Raw genomic sequence first — 19891 nt, forward strand, 5'->3', positions numbered from 1 at the left:
TTTAAGCCAATAATTATATAAGGATATTATAGTAAGTATTTCTCTTGTAATAGTCTTAAATTTTTTTTAAAAAAATCATTTCTAAACACTATGTTGTAGGTCAATTTCAGGCATCTCGTCATATGTTCTCCCATTTAAAATACGACCGCTTGCTTTTTTATTTTTCCCGCCCCATTGTTTAAAAAAGAAAGCTACCTCATTTTTCTCACATTGCTCTTGAATATCAATGACCCACTCCGAATGAATTGGCCTTGGTCTATGACCACTTTCGCCTCCAACAATTACCCAATCGATCCTTTCAAGATTTAGATTGGATAAAGGTCCAATTAAAGGTTCTAGTGATAAGAATTTAACTTTGGCATTTGTTTGTCGTAAATAATCGATTCTCTCTTTTACTTTTTCGTTTTCTACAGAAACTCCCATCCAGATATTATGAGTCCATTTTAATTCGGTATGAAGTTCAAGTAATCTTTCTGAACGTTTAGTTAAAACTTGAAAAACATGTTGAGGATTATTGTTCATTACTTTAAAAACCTTTTTAATAAAGTCAAGAGGTATATCTTTGTGAAATAAGTCACTCATAGAGTTAACAAAAACAACTTTGGAATTTTTCCAAGTGTAAGGAATTTTCAATGCATCTTCATGTGTTCTAATTTCAAAATTATCTTTATATTTTTCGACACCCATTGATTTTAATCTTTTTGACATAATTTCAGCGTAACAAAATTTACAACCTGCTGATATTTTATCACAGCCAGTTGTAGGATTCCAAGTCATTTCTGTCCATTCAATACTAGATTGTGCCATTATTATATTTTTTAGTTATGTCATTTGCAATTTTTACTGCTTGTCTATTATTTGAAGCCATAAAAAAATGAAACATTACAGAATTCATTTTATTTTTTAATATATATGGCTTAGATACAAATTTAAAAAGCTTTTTTAATCTGTCTTCGTATAACTGTGCCGATTTTTCTATTGCATTATTTTCCTTTGATATTTTAGTTTCTTCCCCAAATAAAGTATAGACAATTTTTTCTCGATAAAAATAAGGTAGAATGTCTTCTTTTGTCATACCCAAAAATATTTCTAATCTTGATAGCCAGGCGTCAGAAATATTTCCATCATTTTTTAAAAGTCTATTGACCCCCATTCCTGTTGGAACTAAAATCCAAACATCAACAGAATGTTTCTCTAAAGTTTCTAATGATTTCCAATTAAGCTGCATTCCATAAGGATCAATGTAGGCGAGGGATTTAAATCTTTTTCCTTTTTTTGTTGTTAGAAATTTGCTTAATGATTCTATCTTTTCGTTACAATCAGTGTTTGCAATAAATATTTTTTTATCTGGAAAACTCTCAACTGTTGCTTTACGCAATAAATCTGCAAATTCTTTTTCCTTTTCTACAAAATAATATATATCGAAACTTCTAGGTTCGTTTATTTTTAGAATCCTTGTAGCAGAACCTACAATTGGACTTTCTTTTTCGTCGTCTCCTTTAATATGACCCGAACCAGCAAAACCATCAAAATATAATAATTGCCAATTGTATTTGTCTGCATATTTTTTCATGATAGTAAGATATGCACTTGCGTATTCAACTAAAATTTCGATTTTATTTTCGCTCCAATTCCCGCCAAATTGATTCATTTAATAATGGTTTAATTATCAATAAAATTCAAATATAAAAAACCATTTTATTAGAAGTTTATGGTTTCCCGTAAACACCAAAAATAAAAATCCTCTTAAAATTTTCAATCAGTATTTTTACGGAATTTCTTGAAGATTTCGAAAATTTTGTCACAAAAAAAATCCCAACTCTCGTCAGGATTATTCATTTATAAGTTTAAAGAAATCAGATAAACTAATTTTTCTTGCTTCACATATTTTAAAAAGTGTTTCAACGGGTATTCTGTAAGTTTTTTCACTTTTAATTTTTCTAATGGTACTTTCTTCTACACCATGATTTTTGGCAAAAGAATTTTGTGACTTGCCTTCCTGAAGCCAAGGTATCAACCATTTTTTTGTAATGTATGAACAAATTTTTTCGTTTATATCTGTCATAGAACAAATGAAATAATTAAATAATAAAAAATTACGGTCGATCGACCGTAATTGGATTTCTTTTCTTACATTTATAAAAAAATAACCCATTAAGAAAATTGAAGAAGAATAAAACGGTTCGCTTAAAAAATAGCTTCAGCTATAGCTTAACGATTCTTCACCCCTTAAAAGCTCTTAATGGTTAAGAAAAATTTCAACACTAAAAAACACAAACAATGAAAAAAAGCAGAACAAACTTAGATTCCCGGTTTCGGGCAGAAAAGAAGAACGCCGGCTTGCAGCTGATAGAAACATTCTTTCAGTTCAATGAGCTGGATGTTTCCAAAGAAAGGCTCAGCAACATTATGAATTATGCAGTAAAGAGAAACAGCTGGATCCATGAAGATCCGGCGGTGATCTTCCAGTTTCATCAGTCGATGAGGTCATTGATCCGGGCGGGCTATCTCATGATGCTGAAGGACAGAAAATGGACGGTCGATACACAATCGGAAAAAATTTCCCCTTGGGTTCTTGGTCTGCTTTCGGAGAAAGAATACCGGAATCCTCTGCTGGTTTTCAAAAAAGCATTCAGAGCCTACACCCTCAAAGAATTTGATTATTTTATGTCCGGAATCGTCTATTTTTCAATGGGTGTTTATGAAAATCTACCGGAAAGGAATATCGTTATGCCCTATATTCATACGGTGAAAATGCTGGATGCTGCACACCTTATTCTTCAGAGAAGAAGAGAAAAGAAGATAGCTGAAACCCATTAAAAATAAAAAATGCCCCTTTTTCAGGGGCATTATATTATTGAGCTTTTACTTGCTCTATCTTTATGTAAATTTTAGAAAGGTTGGGTTGGGCACTCCCTGAGGTGGGGGCTCCTGCCATAATGGTTGCGGTATAAGCAGTTTTTGAAGAAGCGTTGCTGTCTATCCAGGTATATCTTCTATGCTCAGGTCCGCCACTGGAACCATCTATAATCCCTGCGTTCCCCCAGTAAGCGCTTCCTACTGCTCCGGTGCCTTGAGGAAACCAGGTAGCTGTTGCATCTCCCATACCGCCCCATACTCCTGAAGTAATATTGTTGGTAGTTTGAGCTGCTCCAATATAACCGCCATATTCGGTATTGTAATTCCAATATAGATTCACGGTAGCCCCTGTATTATTAAATAACTGTACATTTGGAACTGCAGCGGTTGTACCACTGGTGGTGTCAAATATTACTCTGATAGAATACTTACCATCCGGGGTAGCAAGAGGAAAAGTATAGGCTTGTTTCCCGTTGGAATCGGTTGTTAGGGTGGGATATCCCATCACAGCAACAGGAGTAATGTCTGCACGGCTGCTATTTCCCACTGTAGCGGTACAGTTTTGCGCTGCTGTTAGGAAAGAAACCGTACTGTTGGTCATCGGAATAGTCATGTCATTAGCGGTGGTGGGAGTTCCGCTTACTGAGAATACCAGTTCGCCATCACCAAACTCTAAAGTTCCCGGTCTTAGCTGGAAAGTTAATCCGTTGATCGTAAAAGGAGTTCCTGAATTATATGCTCCGCCGTTTCCTCCGCTATAAGTAACTCTCAGGTTTCCGGTGTAAGGAGTACCGGGAGTATAATTAGAAGGACTTAAGTAAGCTGTGGTACACTGTAATGTAGAAATTGCCGGAGCTACGGCATTGGTTGCCTGTGTCAGTCTTTGCCATACTGTTCCGTCAAAATAATAATAGCCCATAGCAGTAACATTGATACGTTGCCCTGTGGCATCTCCGCCGGTGACGTCCGTAATATAAATCAATGCGCCGGTCTGATTGGTGCCATAGGTAGCGGTATTGGCTGTAAGCTCAGCTCTGGTAAGCCTTGGGGCCTGTAATCCGAATGTTTGTGTGTTATTCGTAATCACTCCTGAAGTGTCCCTTGTGGCAGATACATCCAATGTTGTTTTAGGTGAAGCTGTGTTGATCCCTACTTGGGCGAAGTAAACTCCTGAAATAAGAATAGCAATGAGGTGTGTAAATTTTGTTTTCATATGAGGGTGTTATTTTGTGTGTACCAAATATAATTCTTTTTTTTGTGAAAAATGAAAAAAAAACCTTTGTGATTGATAAAAATTAACTAATTGGTAATATTCAGTTTCATTATGATATGTTTTTTAAGATAAAAATTTCATTTTTTTAACCGTTTAATTTTTGTTTTTTACGAGCAATAAAAGCCACAAAAGCTTTTTAAGCTAAGCTATCTACTTTGTGTATAGAAGTATATCAAAGGTGTTTAAGCAATAAAAACTTTTGGGACTTTGCGGTTAATTTTGAAAAACCTTTCTGTAAAATTCACAGTCTGATTCTTTTAATGTTGAAAGAAGGATGATTTACTTATATTTGCCTGCAAAGCAAATTCAAATGTTCAAAAAAGTAAGCACTGTATTTATCCTTGGATTTTATACTGTTTTTTGTTCGGCCCAGCAGGTCCGGCCTTCAAAATCATCTGAAATTTACCGTGAAATCAAAACGCTGAAACATCTTCCTAAAGTTTTATACCTTGCAGCTCATCCCGATGATGAGAATACGGGATTGCTCTCCTGGTTAATCAACGACCAAAATGTAGAAACGGGCTATCTGTCTTTAACCAGAGGTGATGGCGGACAGAATTTATTAGGCACAGAACAAGGTGCTGCATTGGGTTTAATCAGAACACATGAACTTTTGGAAGCAAGAAAGTTAGACGGTGCCCAACAGTTTTTTACCCGTGCGATTGATTTCGGGTTTTCTAAAAATACGACCGACACTTTTAAACAATGGAATGCAGACAGTATTACAGCAGATGTAGTCTGGGTAATCCGTAAATTCCGTCCGGATATTATCATTTGTCGTTTTCCTCCTACTGCTGCGGCAGGGCACGGACAACATGCAGCTTCGGCTGTGGTAGCGGAAAAAGCCTTTAAGCTGGCAGGTGATAAAACGGCTTTCCCGGATCAGCTGAAATATGTGAATATATGGCAGCCAAAACGTGTATTGTGGAATACTTTCCGGTTTGGCGGAGTTAATACTACAGCTGAAAATCAACTGAAAGTTACCGTTGGGCAATATGATGCGCAACTGGGAATGGGCTATGGGGAGCTGGCAGGATTAAGCAGAAGTTTACATAAAAGCCAGGGTGCAGGAACCCAGTCTGTAGCCGGCATCAGAACAGAATATTTTGCCCATGTTGCCGGTGAGCCTGCAAAAGCGACTCTTTTTGACGGAGTTACTAAAACCTGGACTTCACAGGGAAATGCTGATATTGACCAGTCATTAGATCAGATTATTTCCGCTTTCAATTTCAATAACCCCGATCAGAGCCTGCCTGCTTTGCTTGCATTAAGAAAAAAGGTCATGGCGCTGCGGGATTCGGACCAGAAAAAGGATAAAATTAAATCTCTTGACAACATTATTTTAAGCTGTGCCGGGTTTATGGGTGAGGTGGTTACCAATCAGGCTGAAGCGGTTGCCGGAGATCATTATAATTTCAGGTTAAATCTGATTTCAAGAACTGTAAGTCCTGTCATTTTAGAAAATGTTAAATGGTTAAGTCAATCAGAAAGTTTCAACAGGGAACTGTCAAAAGATTCTTTAATTACCATTCAGCATGATATTCAGATTCCTGCGGATGCAGCAGTTACAGAACCTTACTGGTTGGCAAAACCACCTGTGAACGCAGCAACTTTCGCTGTTCCGGATGAAACTTTAGTTGGTCTGCCTGAAGCAGAATCACCATTGAATGTTTGGGTCGGTTTAAAAATCGGTTCGGAAAAGTTTCAGGTTAAGCTTCCTTTATCTTTCAAGAAATTGGATCCGGTGCGTGGTGATGTGGTGGAAGCCTTGCGCATTGTTCCTGCTGTGGAGCTGAAATTTATCCAGCCGCTTTATCTGGTCAAAGAAAATGAAGATCTACGATTGAGTATAAATTTTAAGGTTAATTCCAACAAACCGTTCAATAAAGGAATTCTGAATCTGATGTATAAGGGAGAAAAATTAGGAAGTGCTGAAGTAAGTTCTGTAAAAGGGAAAGATTTTACCTTCGATTATGTTATTCCAAAAGCTAAGCTTGCTTCCATAAGCTCAAACCGTTTGCAGCTGGAAGCCAATTATGTTGCAGATGGAGTCACTTATCATAAAAAACAGGTGTTAATTCAGTATCCGCATTTACCTTCCTTACAATATTTTGAGCCTGCCACTGTGACGGTGATGAAAGGTGATATTCAGGCCAAAGTTAAAAAAGTGGGGTATGTACAAGGTGCGGGTGATTTCATTCCCGAGTTTCTGCGCATTGCAGGTGTTCAGGTAGATATCCTTAAAGACGGAGATTTTTATGGCAGCATAGATGAATCCGGTGGAAACGGCAGTCCGAACAAACTATCACAATATGATGCCATCGTGCTTGGTGTTCGTGCCAACAACACGGAGAAAAAGCTGGGTCGCTGGATGCCTTTTTTATGGTCGTATGCAAAAGCCGGAGGTAATCTGGTGATGCAGTATAACACCAACCAGGATACAACGGTTGATCAATTAGGCATGTACAACTTCAGTATTGCCAATAAAAGGGTTACCGAAGAAAATGCTGCGGTAAAGTTTTTAAATCCCAATCATAAACTACTGAACTTTCCGAATAGAATCACTGCGGATGACTTTAAGGGCTGGGTACAGGAGCGCGGTGCCTATTTCCCTGCTCAATGGGATGCAGCGTATGAACCGCTTTTTGAAATGCACGATACGGATGAAGAGCCTCTTCAGGGTTCAACTTTATACGCGAAGTACGGGAAAGGTAATTTTATTTATACGCCACTGGCATTTTTCAGACAGCTGCCTGCAGGAAATGCCGGGGCAGCACGTTTATTTCTAAACTTTTTATCTGCACAGAAAAACTAATGAACAAAAAACTTAAAAATTGGAATACCTGGTATCTGTTATTAACAGCTGCATTAATCTTGCAGATTGCATTTTATTATTGGTTTACTAAATTCTGGGCATGAGTACTATAGATTGGACCGTTCTCGTTATTACACTTGTTGCAGTGGTGGTTTACGGCGTATTCATCGGCCGTGGCCAGAAAAGCAACGAATCCTACCTGAAAGCAGATAATAAAATGCCCTGGTATATTGTGCTGATCGGTATTATGGCTACCCAGGCGAGTGCTATTACATTTCTTTCAGCTCCGGGACAGGCGTATACAGACGGAATGCGCTTTGTGCAGTATTATTTTGGTTTGCCTTTGGCGATGATTGTGATCTGTATTACTTTCATCCCGATATTTCAGCGCTTAAATGTTTACACCGCCTACGAATATTTAGAAAACCGTTTTGATAAAAAAACAAGGGTACTCACTTCATTGCTTTTTCTTTTTTCGAGGGGTTTGTCAACGGGGATCAGCATTTATGCTCCGAGTATCATCTTATCAAGTGTTTTAAACTGGAATATTTATGTAACCAATGTGTTAACAGGTGGTATTCTGTTGATTTATACCTATGTTGGCGGGGCAAAAGCTATTGCTCATACCCAGAAATTACAGTTTCTTATTATTCTGGGAACCATGGCTTTTGCAGGGTATCTCCTTATTCAGAATATGCCGGATGGAATTGGTTTTAGTGATGCGCTGTATCTGGCGGGAAAATCCGGGAAACTCAATGTCATCACCACCGAATTCGACTGGAAAGATAAATACAATATCTGGAGTGGCTTGATTGGCGGTTTTTTTCTGGCGCTTTCTTACTTCGGTACGGACCAGAGCCAGGTCGGTAGATATATCACTGCGAAAGATAATACCAATGCAAAAATGGGCTTGCTGTTGAACGGACTGGTTAAAATTCCCATGCAGTTTGCTATTCTCCTGATTGGTGCTTTGCTTTTCGCATTCTTTTCTCTGAAACCGGCTCCGATTTATTTTAACGAACGCTCCTATGAGTATTTAAAGGAAAAACAACCTGAGCAGGCTGCAGTTTTTGAAAAAGAGCATCAGGATTTACAAATAAAATTTAATGCAGAATCGAAAGAAATTTTAAAGCTTAAAGAACAAAATTCTCCTCAGCTTGCCAAAACGATTCAGGATTTTAAAGATACGCAATCGCAAGTAAAAGCATTGCATGGAAGGGTAGAGGAAGCTATTAATAATTCAAACTATAATGCAGAGAAAACGGACACGAATTATATTTTCCTGTATTTCGTGAAAAATACACTGCCTGCAGGAATGATCGGGCTGCTTTTTGCCGTCATTTTTCTGGCCAGCTGGGGTTCCATTTCGGCAGCACTGAATTCCCTTGCCGCCTGCTCATTAAAAGATATTCATTTACTATACAGCAAAGAAATTCCTGATGATAAAACCGAATTGAAATACAGCCGCCTGCATACTTTAGCCTGGGGTATTTTTTCAATCGGTGTAGCTATGTTTGCCACTCAGATGGGTTCACTTATTGAAGCGGTTAACGTATTAGGCTCTCTTTTCTACGGACCTATATTGGGGATTTTCCTTGTTGCATTTTACTATAAAAAGATCAACGGTCCGAATGTATTTATTGCTGCCATTTTATCGGAAATTACGGTTATTGCCGTGTATCAGTTCGATATCGTTTCTTTCCTCTGGCTTAATGTAATCGGGGCAGTAGCAGTCATTATATTTTCTGCAATCGGTTTGCTGTTTTATAAGCAGAAAACAGTAAATTCGTAAACGAACAATATTAAAAACAAACAAATAAAAATATTATGAAAACGATTCTTAAATCTGCAACTGTACTTGTTGCTACGATGACGATCTCAATGAATGCCTTTGCACAGGAGGCTAAAAAACCTGCCAGCCCTCCTGCTACGGCTACAGGAAAAATTAAAGATGCCAACATTACAATAAACTATAGCAGCCCTTCTGTGAAAGGACGTACAATCTGGGGCGGTCTGGAAGCTTATGATAAAGTTTGGCGGGCGGGAGCCAATGAAGCCACTACTTTTGAAACGGATAAAGATATTACCGTTCAGGGTAAAAAACTGCCTGCAGGTAAATACAGCTTTTTCTTAATCCCTAAACAAAGCGGAACCTGGACAGCCATTTTTAACAAAGAACCAAAACAATGGGGTGCTTATAAATACGAACAAGCTAAAGATGCTTTACGTGTTGATGTAAAAACAAAAGCTTTGCCAGCAACACAGGAAACTTTAGTTTATAAAATAAACAGTAATGGATTTACAATGGATTGGGACAAAATCTCAGTTCCTGTAGAGATAAAATAATTTGAATTACAAATTAAAATCCCGGTTTATCCGGGATTTTTTGTTTACAATTTTGATATTGTATAAGGCTGCTGTTGCAGTTCTAATCATTTCCTGTTTAAGTTTTAAAATGCAGAACAGTCTCAATTACATTATAATACAGCCTCTGACCATTCCTCAGCCATCTTTTCAACATAATCTACAAAATTGTCAACATCTTGTATTGTGTAAAAAGTGTATTCAGGCTGATCTTCAAGGGGATCAACATTCTCAAACCAATGATCATGTGCAAATAAAAGTACCTTCCCTGAATTCTTTTCATACATTGTCATATTGCCATTAGCTTCCAGGGCAAAGCAAATGAAGTCATTATATTGTATCGGTTGTTTGTGTTCTTCTTCACAAAGATTTTCATAATATTCTTCCCATTCGCCGATTCCCGTTATGCAGGCAGATTTTAAGAATAAATAGTCCTGATTATTAGTCAGGGCCGGTTCGGGCTGATGATAAGATTCTGAAATCCCGCCTATCTCTTTAAGTAATAATTCATGTTCTTTTGTTAACACAATGTTATCCGTATCTTCTAACTCAATTTTGGTTAACCAGCCACAGCTTTTATTGTACTTATTGGTCCATGAGAACAATCGGTAGGGATTATTGTTTACACTAAATTCCAGCTTTCTGGCCCTTTGAATAAGTTGAGATAATTTAGGGAATGTTGATGTAAAATTATCGGAAAGATTCAGAACTGATTCTGTATCATACAATGTAACAAGATCATTTGGCCTGATAAACCAATTGATGTCTTTTTTAAATGTTTCAAAGTCTAAATTCATTTGATTTTGATTGAATAAACAATAAATATAGGGAAGAAAATAATAATTGAGTTACCTACATCGAAATTAGAGTATATCAACTGTAAACGAAACGGTCAAAAGTAGATTTTAATGAAAGCTGTGCTTACGTTTCAAAGGGACTCTAGTAATCATCTGTAAATCATTGAAATATAGAACTTTATAGCATAATCCAGTACATTTAGGCTTATTGAAATATTAACCCGTTATTTTCAGAGATTGAATGAGTCCGTGAGACAATTGAAAATGATATTTTAAAACAATTGGGCTGCCCGGAAATGTTCCCGAAGCTTCCGCCGATAAGATGTTTTCACTTTCGTTATAATCTAATGGTTTCATACTGGCTTTGTAATCTTTGTTGGCTTTGTCAATCCAGCTTTCAATTTCTGCTTTTCCGTTATGGGTTTTGCCTTCATCAAATACCTCCGCATTTTCAGCAAAACAATTTGCATAGGCTGCACTGTTAAATTCGTTTTGGGCTTTCACCAATTCTGAAATAATGTTTGGTAAATTCATTGTATGGTATTTTAAGATGATTAAATGGTTGGCACTGTACCGCCATCGATTATAAATTCAGTTCCGGTTAAATAACTGGCTCTTGGTGAAACAAGAAAACCAACTAATTCAGCTACTTCTTTCGGTTCGGCAGGTCTTCCGAAAGGTATTCCGCCCAATGCATCCATAACGCTGTTTTGCGCTTCTTCTATAGTACTGTTTGCGTTTCTCGCAATTTCACCCAGCCAGGCTTCCGAAGCTGTTGTATTGATCCACCCTGGTGAAACAGCCAGTACCCGAACACCTTTTGGGGTAACTTCGTTCGATAAACTTTTACTATAGTTTCTCAGTCCTGCTTTTGAAGCTGCATAAGGTAAGGTTGAATCATAAAGGGGTAATTTACCCTGGATGGAAGCGATGTGAATAATTACACCATTTTTTCGCTCTATCATTTGTGGTAAAAACCCTCTGTCCAGTCGAACCGGAGCAAGCAAATTAGCTTGTAAGGTTGATTCCCAATCTTCATCGGTTAATGCTGCAAATCCACCAGCGGGTGTTGATGAAGAACCCAAGTTGTTCACAAGAATGTCCAGTCTCCCATAAGCCGACAGCACTTCGCTGATGACTTTTTGTGTTCCTTCTGCTTTACTCAAATCGGCAGGAATGAAATGCAGGTTGCTGTTTTCTTTTTCAGGCGCGTTTCTCGCAGTTATTATAACCATTGCACCAGCTTGCAGCAGTCTTTCTGCTATTGCTTTACCGGTTCCTTTTGTTCCGCCTGTTACTAGGGCAATTTTACCTTGAAGTTCGTTGTTGTAATTAAATACATTTTCCATTGTTAAATTCTTTGATACAAATTTCCGAAGTATCAATTTTTCAGGCAATAACGGAAAATTGAATTGCATAGGGATAATTTTTTCCCCTATTGTGCAATTTGGCACATTGGATTAAATTTGTGTATGCATGAAAGAAAAATACCCTTGAATTTAAACTGCGGTCTTGACCTTATCGGTGAAGTCCTTTACGGTAAATGGAAAATCCGTCTGCTGTGGTTTATCAATGAGGGTCATCTGCGCCCAAGTGAATTACAGCGTAAAATTCCGGATGCTTCGAGACGCGTTTTAAATATCCAGTTAAAAGAACTTGAAGAGCACGAACTTGTTACAAAGAAAATTTATGCTCAGGTTCCACCAAAAGTTGAATATTCTCTCACAGATTTTGGAAAGACATTGATTCCGATAATTTCTGCACTGGGATATTGGGGTGATGAAAATGAAGAGAGGCTGAGAAGAGTGATTTTGAACAGGATGGGTGAGAAGGGTTGAAATGAAGATTTAAAAATTTTTGTTACTACTTCTATCAATTTATAAATAAAATGCGGTTAATTGTTCTTTTAATTACACGAATTAATTTCATCAATTATTATTTAGCCCCTTCAAAATATTTATACAATCATGATTAAATATACTAAAAGTTTTAAACGAATAGTCTGAAATAAAAATGGCTCAATTTGGATTAAGTTGAAGCTGTTTTAATCTTTATGACCCCAACAGGATTATCTTTGAACACTTATAAGGTGATTGAGTTCGTTTAAACCAAATTAAGTAAGAACTGAAAAGTTCATTTTTATAACGTCGTTTTCCTTAAAATAAAACTTCTGCAATTTAATTATAAGAACCTAAAACTGGCAAACTAAGTACGGCTAGTCTTCAGGTGGTTTTTGTAAATCTTATATAGAACTTGAATAAATATCCAAAGAGTATTATTTAACGAATTCAAGGTATGTATCGAACAGATAAGAGTCGGATTATTTAATTATCAGTCCATTGCTTTAGTACAATTGCATTAGTTATTTCAAATAAATTGTCTCAATTTTAGATGTATTTAGTTGTTTTTTTTATAATAAAGAGCTGATAATTTGATGATTGTGTTAATTTTTGCGCTTGCTTTGTTTTGTGTAATTATCTATTATGTTGTTGTTTTTTTTAAATATTATTTATTATTTTTTATCATTTAACATTTATTTAATTGTATTTTTGGATTATTTTATTATTTTTGAATGTGTGAGTTTTTTGTTGACTTTTTTAAAATTTTGATTATTTTCTAATATATGTAGCAGGGTTGTTAGATTCTGTTAATGATGAAGCTGGTTAAAGTTTTATATTCATTATTTTTAATTACAAAAGACACAAAGGTTTTAAATACTTACGTTTTAAGAGTCAGATTTTATGTATAATAAGTACACTTAAATTTTGTGAAAATCTTTGGTTTTCATTTTATGTGCACTTTTATGCATTTTTATTTTAAGCTTACTTAAGTGAACTCAAGTGTTTTAAAATGAAACCTTTTGTGGTTTTGTAAAGGTTATTTTAGAAAACAAGTGTTTTATCTTCAATGAATTTGGATTGAAACTCTTCTAATTGCCCAGTTAAATGTAATGATACTTCCTAAGCTACTATAAAAGGAACTATAGCAGTAAGGACTTTATACAAATCAGAAGCTGACCAACTGTAGTAAATTATAATTATGTCTATGCAAAAGATAACTTTATTTTTTTTATCCCTTATCAAAATTATTTTCGCACAGGAAGGGATAGGTGTAATTAATAATAATTTATATGTTTCAATGGATGTAGGGGCAAAAAGTATTTCTTTTCAGGAAAATAAGAAGGGTATATTATTCCTGGCAGTGAAGAGGATATTATTAATCTTTTTTTTGTTTTTGTCCGGTATATTCTATACTCAGAAATGGTCTCCTGAACAAATAGACCGTTTACAAAACAAAATAGGAAGCCAATACATTCAGAAAGGCAGAATTCATGATGGGATTGAACAAACTAAAAAGTCAATAGAATTGTCAGAGGAAATAAATTATACAAAAGGCAAGGCAAGAGGATATATTCATATGGTAAATTTTCTTCATTCCTTGGGAAAGTACAATGAAGAACAGCTATACCTGCAAAAGGCGGAAGCTTTGTATAATACATTTGAAGACGATCCTGCATTACTCTCAGCATTTTTTGCTGCTTACGGAAAAAACTACCAGGAATTAGGATTAATAGCAAAATCCAACGAAAGCTTTGATAAAGCACTTCAAGAAGCTGTGAAAATAAAAGATAAACAGCGAAAGAGAAAACGTCTTCATTATATTTATGGGTGTAAAGCTATAAACTTCGGACTGATTGAATATAATGATTCCATGTACTATTATATACACAAAGCTTATAAAATTTTACCAAGAGTAGTGGAAGCAACTAATCTTACAAGCTATTTTCTCGAAAATAAGAAAAATCCTGATTCTGCAAAATTTTATCTTGACGAGGCTGAAGGTTTACTTAAAAACTCTACGGAGACATTTGACTTTTTGGTATTTAATTATATGTCCGGACAGTATTATGAAAGTATAAAAAACTACAATAAGGCTTTGGAGTTCTACGAAAAATCTCTCGCTTTATCAATTAAGATGAACAGACCCAAAAACATGATGAAGAATTACAAAGAAATAGCTGAAATATATAATCTTCAGAATAATCTTTATAAAGCCAATGAATATCTGAAAAAATATACAAAAATTAGGGATAGCTTTGAGAAAGGTAATTTGATTGCTTTACAGACCTCTGGAAAAAAAATCATAGATGATGAAAAGAAACAGATCCAAGATTCGAATAAGAAATGGTATTACATAATTACAGGATTATTTTCAGGGATAACTATTCTAATAGTTTTACGATGCTTTGGATATTACAACAAAATACAGAAAAAGGATCTGTTGTTGAAAGAGAGTACAACAACTATTTGGCAAAAAGATTTACAGGTGAAAGTATTAGAGCAAAAAGTAAATGAAACTTTTGATGAAATAATACAATTGGCAAAAGAAAACCATCCCGAATTCTGGGGACGTTTTCAAGAAGTATATCCTGATTTTCGTAGTAAAATTCTCAGTATTAATCCTACTTTAAAAGTTTCCGAACTCGTCTTATCGGCTTATATTTATTTAGGGTTTAATACAAAAGATATTGCTAATTATACCTTTAAGGCTGTCCAGACGATAAAAAATAATAAATATAATCTAAGAAAAAGATTAAATATCCCTGCACAGGAAGATATAGTAGTTTGGATAAGAAATAAGACGGATAAAGAAATTAATATTTAGAAAGGATTTCAAATACTTCTGAAAAGAGAATATGACTCTTGGGTTAAATAGTGTTTTCTGATAATATATTTTCTACGCTAATTTTATTAAGGTACTTTGTGGGTGCCTTATTTCTTTTGATTTAATCGATGAATTGTTTTGCTTCGTCCCTTTAAAACTTGGAGCTTTAGATTCTTTCATATAAAAAAGCGCAAATGAAAAATAACGGATATTCTGGTCTTAGTAAAACTTATGATTACAGCAAGATAAAAGTATAGAGATACAATATATAAAGATTATATCAGCGACTTTATATTGTATCGTAATGAATATTGTCTTGAAGTAGTACTATTAAGCTGTCTATTGGCACGAGTTGGAACCAGATATTCAACTTGCAAAGAATAACAGTCCAGAATTTTGGGTGCTTTGTTAGGAACAGTTCCCTGACTTTCGGAAAAAGACCCTGGAACTACATGCCAATCTTAAAGTTTCTTAACTTATCTTCTGTGCATATATTTTTCAAGCCTTACAACGAAATATATAGCAAGCATATATTTAGAGCAATACAGATCATCAGGAACAAAAAAATAATTTAAGAAAGAGGATTAAAGTTCCTGATGGGGATGATTCAACTCTATGGTTCGGGAAAATTAGAATAAAAGGTTTTGTGTTTGATTATCAGTGTTTTGTAATGTTAAGTACTTCGTTGGTACCTGGCTTTTTTTGCATATATAAAGTAATTTCATGTGATTTGCATTAAGTAACACTGTAATTATTTGTACGGTTACGAATACAGCTTAAGATGAAAAATTATAATTATATCCTTCTTAGTAGGGTATAATTAAAGGTAAAACACAATTCTAAAAACATACACATGCAAAAAAAATTTATTATGTATGGAGCTATATTAGTTCCAATGTTCCACCTAGCTCAAGTGGGGATTAGAACAACTTCTCCCATTGCAAGCCTTCATATGGAGCCGACAAGTATTTCGGCTCCTACGGGGATGGATGGGATCTTGATTCCCAGAGTAAAATCATTTCCTATTGCTCAGTCGAAGGGGCATACTATTTTTTTATTTCAGAACGCTACACTTCCGGATGGTTTTTATTATTGGGATGGCATAAGCTGGGTTTCCTTTCTTAGTAGTTATAACCGGCTGTATGATGATAGTATTTATGCAGTAACAGGAGTTGGTTATTCTGCTTCCGGAAATACAGAGAATAATGTATTATTTAATACATTAAAGGCATATAATACCACAGGTTTTTCTGTTTCGGGTAATCAGATTACTGTAGGAAAAAGCGGAACCTATCTGGTCAGTTTTAATTCAGCATTAAAAAAAAACGTCGGTACAGTTAATGAGAATAGAGCAATTTATACTTATAGAATAAAAAAGAACGGATTAACAGTTTTGACAACTTCCAATTCGATAACTAATGAAGGTACAACAGCAACCAGCGTGGCGCTTAGTGGAATTTTAAATCTGGCTCAGAATGATGTTATAATAGTGACAGTACAAAAAACTACTGAGACGGGAAGTACATCATACACAGGTTATGGAACCAACTGTATTACAATGACATATCTGAATGATTAATCTTTAATGTAATGAAAAAGATAACTTTATTTTTCTTAATGCTTGCTGTAGAATGTTTGTCTGCTCAGAATGGGATAGGTATAAACACCAGTGCTCCGCAGGCTCTGCTGGATATACAGGCAAAAAATACTGATACTCCGGAAAACTCTGCAGGTATGTTATTCCCAACTGTAAGTCGATTTTCATCTGTGGATCCTGCTCAGATTCAGAATGGAATGCTGGTTTTTTTGGATAACGCAATTACGGCAGGTTTTGAGGGGTACTATTTCTGGGATGATCCCAAAAAACTATGGCAGTATTTATTCCAGACTAAGATTTTAGGAAAGAATCTATTTAAGACGATTGCTTCAGGAAATGGATTTCCTGTAATTTCCAATAGTGACACAAATACTAATGCTTGGTTTAAAACCTCCTTTACAGGTTTGAAAGCTCCGGATGCAAATTACACATTACAAAATGGCGATGTAGTTGTAGGGAAAACTGGAAATTATTCAGTATTCTTTACGGGTGGTGTATATAAAAATACAGGTGATACTGGGGCAACGGTAACAGAAGTGGGAATTTTTATAGATAACGGGGCTTCTCCTGTTCTTATAGCTAAATCACCATTACCGTCAGCAGATAATGCTAAAAGAAGTACCAATCATACGATTTCAAATATTATAACATTAACTAAAGGGCAGAGAATATCAGTACAGACACGGAGAACCAGTTCATGTACTACGGAAGTTGGGCCGGAGTCTGTTTATACACTAACCTTGTCTTATTTGGATTAATAATTATGAAAAATATATCAACTTTACTTATACTTGCTAACTTTTTTTGTTTTAGCTTTCTAAGCTCCCAGGTTGGGATCAATACCAATGCTGCTAAAACCACATTAGAAGTTAAAACAAGAGATAAAGATAATCCTTTAAGTAACGAAGGAGTAATCGTACCAAGGGTAACATCACTGAATGTAACAAGTGCCAAACCACATGGATTATTGGTTTTCCTTGACTTTGAAGATTCGCTCACTGAGGCTATTGAAAGAGGGTTTTATTGGTGGAATAATACAAGTAATACATGGATTCCCATTCTTTCTATGAATAAAATGACCAAGGACAAAACCATTACCTATGTAAGCTGTAAAAATGTATTTGATGAAGGACCCTTAACTTCTGTTTCAACCAATGTAAGAACTCTTGGTTTTGACGGTACTACACTTATTGCTAATGATACAGGTAACTTTGCAGTCAATACAGCCGGAGAACTGGTTGTGCAAAAAGCAGGTACTTATCATGTTCAGGGCGTAATTTCTCTTCATAGCATTACAAATGGTAATAATCCTGCCAGAGATGCCTATGAGGGAATCATTTTGGTAAATGGTGCAGAGCCTGTACCTAATCTGCGCACTGCATACGGGTTTCCCAGCGGGCCAAATGTTCTTGACAGCAACACAGCCATTTCCGGGTTTGTGACTTTAAATGTAAATGACAGGATCCGATTTTCCATAAACAGATATTATAAAGACCCTACTTTTACAGATGCTGCTACAATCACCCCCAATGGTACGCTTTCTAATCTTACGTTGCGCTATATGGGCAATTTTTAAAAAAAATATTAATAAAGTGTAAAAGCTGGATAATAAAAAATACACAATAAAAAAATACAATTATTGGTAAACTGTTTTGATTCCTGCTTTTTATTTTGGTCAAGTCTTACTGGTAAACGGAACCATTATATAACACGGGATTCAATATAGATAAAAATAGTGTTCTTAACTTTCATATTACCGCCAAAAATTTCTTTAGAGGTTATTTCATAATGCCTATGCATCGATAAAACACGTAAAATTTATTTAAACACATGAAAAATTTATTCTTATTCTGTACAATCCTGATTCTTGGATTTTACAAATCTCAAGTAGGTATTAATACTCCAATACCTAAAGCTACATTAGATGTGGAAGGACAAGCCGCAAGTCCAACCGTAACAGATGGTTTTATACCTCCCAGATTAACAGGAGATCAGTTAAAAGCAAAAGATAACGTTTATTCAACTAATCAAACAGGTTCTATTGTTTATGTTACAGCAGCAACAAATTCACCTTCGGCGAAAACAATCAATGTAACAGCTGTAGGATATTACTTTTTTGATGGCACTATATGGAAATCCCTTGTTACCCCGGCTTCTGGTGGTACACTACTAGGATATAGTGCATTAGTATATGGTAATAGTGTTCCATGGACTGTTGACAATGTTATTACTACCTTTGATATAAGTCAGGGAAGTGGTAATCTTTCATCATGGAGAACAAATAATACCACACTTACTGTTCCTGCTAATCAAGGGGGAACATATATAATCTCATATACTGCAGGGCTGTTAATAAATGGGAATGTTCCCACCACTTATTCTTTCATGGCTTTTCCAACTAAGAACGGCGTTCAGATAGGCAATCGTTCCACGACCGCAGTACCTGGAGGGGCAGGAACAAATTATGCAAATGAAACCGTTTCCAATACCTGGAGTGTAATAGTAGATTTAGTACCTGGGGATCAGATTCAAATGAGAGGATTTACTTATACTGCTTCTGGTACTCCTGTTTCTTTCAGAGTAGTACGTTTATCATTAGAAAGAGTAAATTAGTTTTAGTAAAAAAATAAAAAAATACGAAATATAAAGCCTAATAAATATTATTGATTTTAATTTCATATCATTTACATTACAGATAAAACACTAGAATGAAAAAAAATTACCTATTGTTGTTTTGTTTTTAAACTGCATAGTACATGCATAAGTGGAAATAAATACTTCCTGTACATGTGAAATTACAATATTCAGCTATTGTAACCGGAATGGTTTCTTTAAACGCTGGCAATCCATTTAATTTGGTAGTGTTTCTAAGTTACATAATACTCTAGTTACGGCCATCGGAGGATACTCATTTACCTATACAATAGTCTGGGCTAAAGTTATTATTCAGTGTCACTGGATTGTAGAAATTAGGATTCTTTCATAAAGCTTGTAAATGCTTTTTTTAATTAGTTGCAACCTGATCTACAAACACAGTAATGCTATATATTGAATAGATTGTTCTTTTGGACAATCTATTTTTTATAATAAAATATTCAAACATATGATCTGCAAATATTGCTTTAATATTCCGTTAAGTAATTAAAAATCGTTTGTTGCTTTGATAAATAGGCTGCCGGCTTATTAGTAAAGTCAATATCATAATCTTTTTTGACTTCGTTTTTATCTTTTGAATTATTGATCTTTAATAATCAGAATTTACAATGGGAACTATAGTGTGTTTGATATTTCCCCAAAAAGTAGAATTTGACGGAAAAAGTTTTCAAACACCTAAAATGAATATTGTTGCTCAGTGTATCTATCAGTATAACAACGGATTAGGAAATAAAAAAAACCGACATCGAAGAGTAAAATCTTCAAATGTCGGTCTTGTGACCTCGACAGGATTCAAACCTGTAACCTTCTGAGCCGTAATCAGATGCGCTATTCAGTTGCGCCACGAGGCCTTTTGTTATCTTGTT

Annotated in this window: 17 protein-coding genes and 1 tRNA gene; 10 read left to right on the forward strand and 8 right to left on the reverse strand. The window is 35.3% G+C overall.

The window, feature by feature from the left end; translation table 11 throughout:
* Nucleotides 1–81 precede the first annotated feature (81 nt).
* The 3 genes from JNG87_RS15365 to JNG87_RS15375 form a co-directional block, all read right to left on the reverse strand.
* Nucleotides 82–807, reverse strand: a complete 726-nt coding sequence (locus tag JNG87_RS15365; RefSeq protein ID WP_202839348.1) for a DUF5131 family protein — start codon at nucleotides 805–807, stop codon at nucleotides 82–84.
* Nucleotides 794–1651, reverse strand: coding sequence for a three-Cys-motif partner protein TcmP (gene tcmP / locus JNG87_RS15370; RefSeq protein WP_202839349.1), 858 nt, complete (start codon nucleotides 1649–1651; stop codon nucleotides 794–796). The genes JNG87_RS15365 and tcmP overlap by 14 nt, the downstream gene beginning before the upstream one ends.
* 180 nt (nucleotides 1652–1831) lie before the next feature.
* The gene (locus tag JNG87_RS15375) at nucleotides 1832–2065 is read right to left on the reverse strand and encodes a helix-turn-helix domain-containing protein (protein WP_202839350.1); all 234 of its coding nucleotides are present in this window, start codon (nucleotides 2063–2065) and stop codon (nucleotides 1832–1834) included.
* A 215-nt stretch (nucleotides 2066–2280) separates the two neighbouring features.
* Between JNG87_RS15375 and JNG87_RS15380 the strand changes: the two genes are divergently transcribed.
* Nucleotides 2281–2820 carry a hypothetical protein gene (locus JNG87_RS15380; protein ID WP_202839352.1) on the forward strand — a complete coding sequence of 180 codons (540 nt, stop codon included), beginning with the start codon at nucleotides 2281–2283 and terminating at the stop codon, nucleotides 2818–2820.
* A 34-nt stretch (nucleotides 2821–2854) separates the two neighbouring features.
* Here JNG87_RS15380 and JNG87_RS15385 read toward each other — a convergent pair whose 3' ends face one another.
* Nucleotides 2855–4072, reverse strand: coding sequence for a hypothetical protein (locus JNG87_RS15385; RefSeq protein ID WP_202839353.1), 1218 nt, complete (start codon nucleotides 4070–4072; stop codon nucleotides 2855–2857).
* A gap of 370 nt (nucleotides 4073–4442) precedes the next feature.
* Between JNG87_RS15385 and JNG87_RS15390 the strand changes: the two genes are divergently transcribed.
* The 3 genes from JNG87_RS15390 (at nucleotide 4443) to JNG87_RS15400 (ending at nucleotide 9293) form a co-directional block, all read left to right on the forward strand.
* The gene (locus JNG87_RS15390) at nucleotides 4443–6947 is read left to right on the forward strand and encodes a PIG-L family deacetylase (protein WP_202839354.1); all 2505 of its coding nucleotides are present in this window, start codon (nucleotides 4443–4445) and stop codon (nucleotides 6945–6947) included.
* A gap of 100 nt (nucleotides 6948–7047) precedes the next feature.
* The gene (locus JNG87_RS15395) at nucleotides 7048–8739 is read left to right on the forward strand and encodes a sodium:solute symporter (protein ID WP_202839355.1); all 1692 of its coding nucleotides are present in this window, start codon (nucleotides 7048–7050) and stop codon (nucleotides 8737–8739) included.
* 35 nt (nucleotides 8740–8774) lie between these two features.
* Nucleotides 8775–9293 carry a DUF2911 domain-containing protein gene (locus JNG87_RS15400; RefSeq protein WP_110010501.1) on the forward strand — a complete coding sequence of 173 codons (519 nt, stop codon included), beginning with the start codon at nucleotides 8775–8777 and terminating at the stop codon, nucleotides 9291–9293.
* Nucleotides 9294–9424: 131 nt separating this feature from the next.
* Here the strand turns inward: JNG87_RS15400 and JNG87_RS15405 are convergent, their stop codons facing one another.
* The 3 genes from JNG87_RS15405 to JNG87_RS15415 form a co-directional block, all read right to left on the reverse strand.
* The gene (locus JNG87_RS15405; RefSeq protein ID WP_202839356.1) at nucleotides 9425–10108 is read right to left on the reverse strand and encodes a hypothetical protein; all 684 of its coding nucleotides are present in this window, start codon (nucleotides 10106–10108) and stop codon (nucleotides 9425–9427) included.
* 216 nt (nucleotides 10109–10324) lie between these two features.
* Nucleotides 10325–10642: a hypothetical protein gene (locus JNG87_RS15410; protein WP_110010503.1), complete on the reverse strand. Its 318-nt coding sequence runs from the start codon at nucleotides 10640–10642 to the stop codon at nucleotides 10325–10327.
* A gap of 20 nt (nucleotides 10643–10662) precedes the next feature.
* Nucleotides 10663–11526 (reverse strand): SDR family oxidoreductase, encoded by an 864-nt coding sequence (locus tag JNG87_RS15415; RefSeq protein ID WP_238349599.1) that lies wholly within the window; start codon nucleotides 11524–11526, stop codon nucleotides 10663–10665.
* 54 nt (nucleotides 11527–11580) lie between these two features.
* On the opposite strand from JNG87_RS15415, the gene JNG87_RS15420 reads away from it, so the two are divergent.
* From JNG87_RS15420 to JNG87_RS15445, 6 genes are all read left to right on the forward strand, one after another.
* Complete coding sequence (locus JNG87_RS15420; protein WP_110010505.1) at nucleotides 11581–11946, forward strand: winged helix-turn-helix transcriptional regulator; 366 nt, start codon at nucleotides 11581–11583, stop codon at nucleotides 11944–11946.
* 1207 nt (nucleotides 11947–13153) lie between these two features.
* Nucleotides 13154–14773 (forward strand): tetratricopeptide repeat protein, encoded by a 1620-nt coding sequence (locus JNG87_RS15425; RefSeq protein ID WP_202839358.1) that lies wholly within the window; start codon nucleotides 13154–13156, stop codon nucleotides 14771–14773.
* Between the two features lie 853 nt (nucleotides 14774–15626).
* Nucleotides 15627–16352 carry a hypothetical protein gene (locus JNG87_RS15430; protein WP_202839360.1) on the forward strand — a complete coding sequence of 242 codons (726 nt, stop codon included), beginning with the start codon at nucleotides 15627–15629 and terminating at the stop codon, nucleotides 16350–16352.
* An 11-nt stretch (nucleotides 16353–16363) separates the two neighbouring features.
* Nucleotides 16364–17128, forward strand: coding sequence for a hypothetical protein (locus tag JNG87_RS15435; RefSeq protein ID WP_202839361.1), 765 nt, complete (start codon nucleotides 16364–16366; stop codon nucleotides 17126–17128).
* A 5-nt stretch (nucleotides 17129–17133) separates the two neighbouring features.
* A complete protein-coding gene (locus JNG87_RS15440) occupies nucleotides 17134–17946 on the forward strand; it encodes a hypothetical protein (RefSeq protein WP_202839362.1) in 813 nt (270 codons plus the stop codon).
* 350 nt (nucleotides 17947–18296) lie between these two features.
* A complete protein-coding gene (locus JNG87_RS15445) occupies nucleotides 18297–18983 on the forward strand; it encodes a hypothetical protein (protein ID WP_202839363.1) in 687 nt (228 codons plus the stop codon).
* 819 nt (nucleotides 18984–19802) lie between these two features.
* On the opposite strand, the gene JNG87_RS15450 is transcribed toward JNG87_RS15445, so the two are convergent.
* Nucleotides 19803–19876, reverse strand: a tRNA-Arg gene (locus JNG87_RS15450).
* Nucleotides 19877–19891 lie beyond the last annotated feature (15 nt).

Origin of the sequence: Chryseobacterium cucumeris (assembly GCF_016775705.1) — a bacterium.
Classification (GTDB): domain Bacteria; phylum Bacteroidota; class Bacteroidia; order Flavobacteriales; family Weeksellaceae; genus Chryseobacterium; species Chryseobacterium cupriresistens.

What these genes read in the sequence shown, in the direction of transcription:
- JNG87_RS15365 (WP_202839348.1), bottom strand. Translation starts at nt 807, where the DNA reads ATGGCACAATCTAGTATTGAATGGACAGAAATGACTTGGAATCCTACA.
- tcmP (WP_202839349.1), bottom strand. Translation starts at nt 1,651, where the DNA reads ATGAATCAATTTGGCGGGAATTGGAGCGAAAATAAAATCGAAATTTTA.
- JNG87_RS15375 (WP_202839350.1), bottom strand. Translation starts at nt 2,065, where the DNA reads ATGACAGATATAAACGAAAAAATTTGTTCATACATTACAAAAAAATGG.
- JNG87_RS15380 (WP_202839352.1), top strand. Translation starts at nt 2,281, where the DNA reads ATGAAAAAAAGCAGAACAAACTTAGATTCCCGGTTTCGGGCAGAAAAG.
- JNG87_RS15385 (WP_202839353.1), bottom strand. Translation starts at nt 4,072, where the DNA reads ATGAAAACAAAATTTACACACCTCATTGCTATTCTTATTTCAGGAGTT.
- JNG87_RS15390 (WP_202839354.1), top strand. Translation starts at nt 4,443, where the DNA reads ATGTTCAAAAAAGTAAGCACTGTATTTATCCTTGGATTTTATACTGTT.
- JNG87_RS15395 (WP_202839355.1), top strand. Translation starts at nt 7,048, where the DNA reads ATGAGTACTATAGATTGGACCGTTCTCGTTATTACACTTGTTGCAGTG.
- JNG87_RS15400 (WP_110010501.1), top strand. Translation starts at nt 8,775, where the DNA reads ATGAAAACGATTCTTAAATCTGCAACTGTACTTGTTGCTACGATGACG.
- JNG87_RS15405 (WP_202839356.1), bottom strand. Translation starts at nt 10,108, where the DNA reads ATGAATTTAGACTTTGAAACATTTAAAAAAGACATCAATTGGTTTATC.
- JNG87_RS15410 (WP_110010503.1), bottom strand. Translation starts at nt 10,642, where the DNA reads ATGAATTTACCAAACATTATTTCAGAATTGGTGAAAGCCCAAAACGAA.
- JNG87_RS15415 (WP_238349599.1), bottom strand. Translation starts at nt 11,526, where the DNA reads ATGCAATTCAATTTTCCGTTATTGCCTGAAAAATTGATACTTCGGAAA.
- JNG87_RS15420 (WP_110010505.1), top strand. Translation starts at nt 11,581, where the DNA reads ATGCATGAAAGAAAAATACCCTTGAATTTAAACTGCGGTCTTGACCTT.
- JNG87_RS15425 (WP_202839358.1), top strand. Translation starts at nt 13,154, where the DNA reads ATGCAAAAGATAACTTTATTTTTTTTATCCCTTATCAAAATTATTTTC.
- JNG87_RS15430 (WP_202839360.1), top strand. Translation starts at nt 15,627, where the DNA reads ATGCAAAAAAAATTTATTATGTATGGAGCTATATTAGTTCCAATGTTC.
- JNG87_RS15435 (WP_202839361.1), top strand. Translation starts at nt 16,364, where the DNA reads ATGAAAAAGATAACTTTATTTTTCTTAATGCTTGCTGTAGAATGTTTG.
- JNG87_RS15440 (WP_202839362.1), top strand. Translation starts at nt 17,134, where the DNA reads ATGAAAAATATATCAACTTTACTTATACTTGCTAACTTTTTTTGTTTT.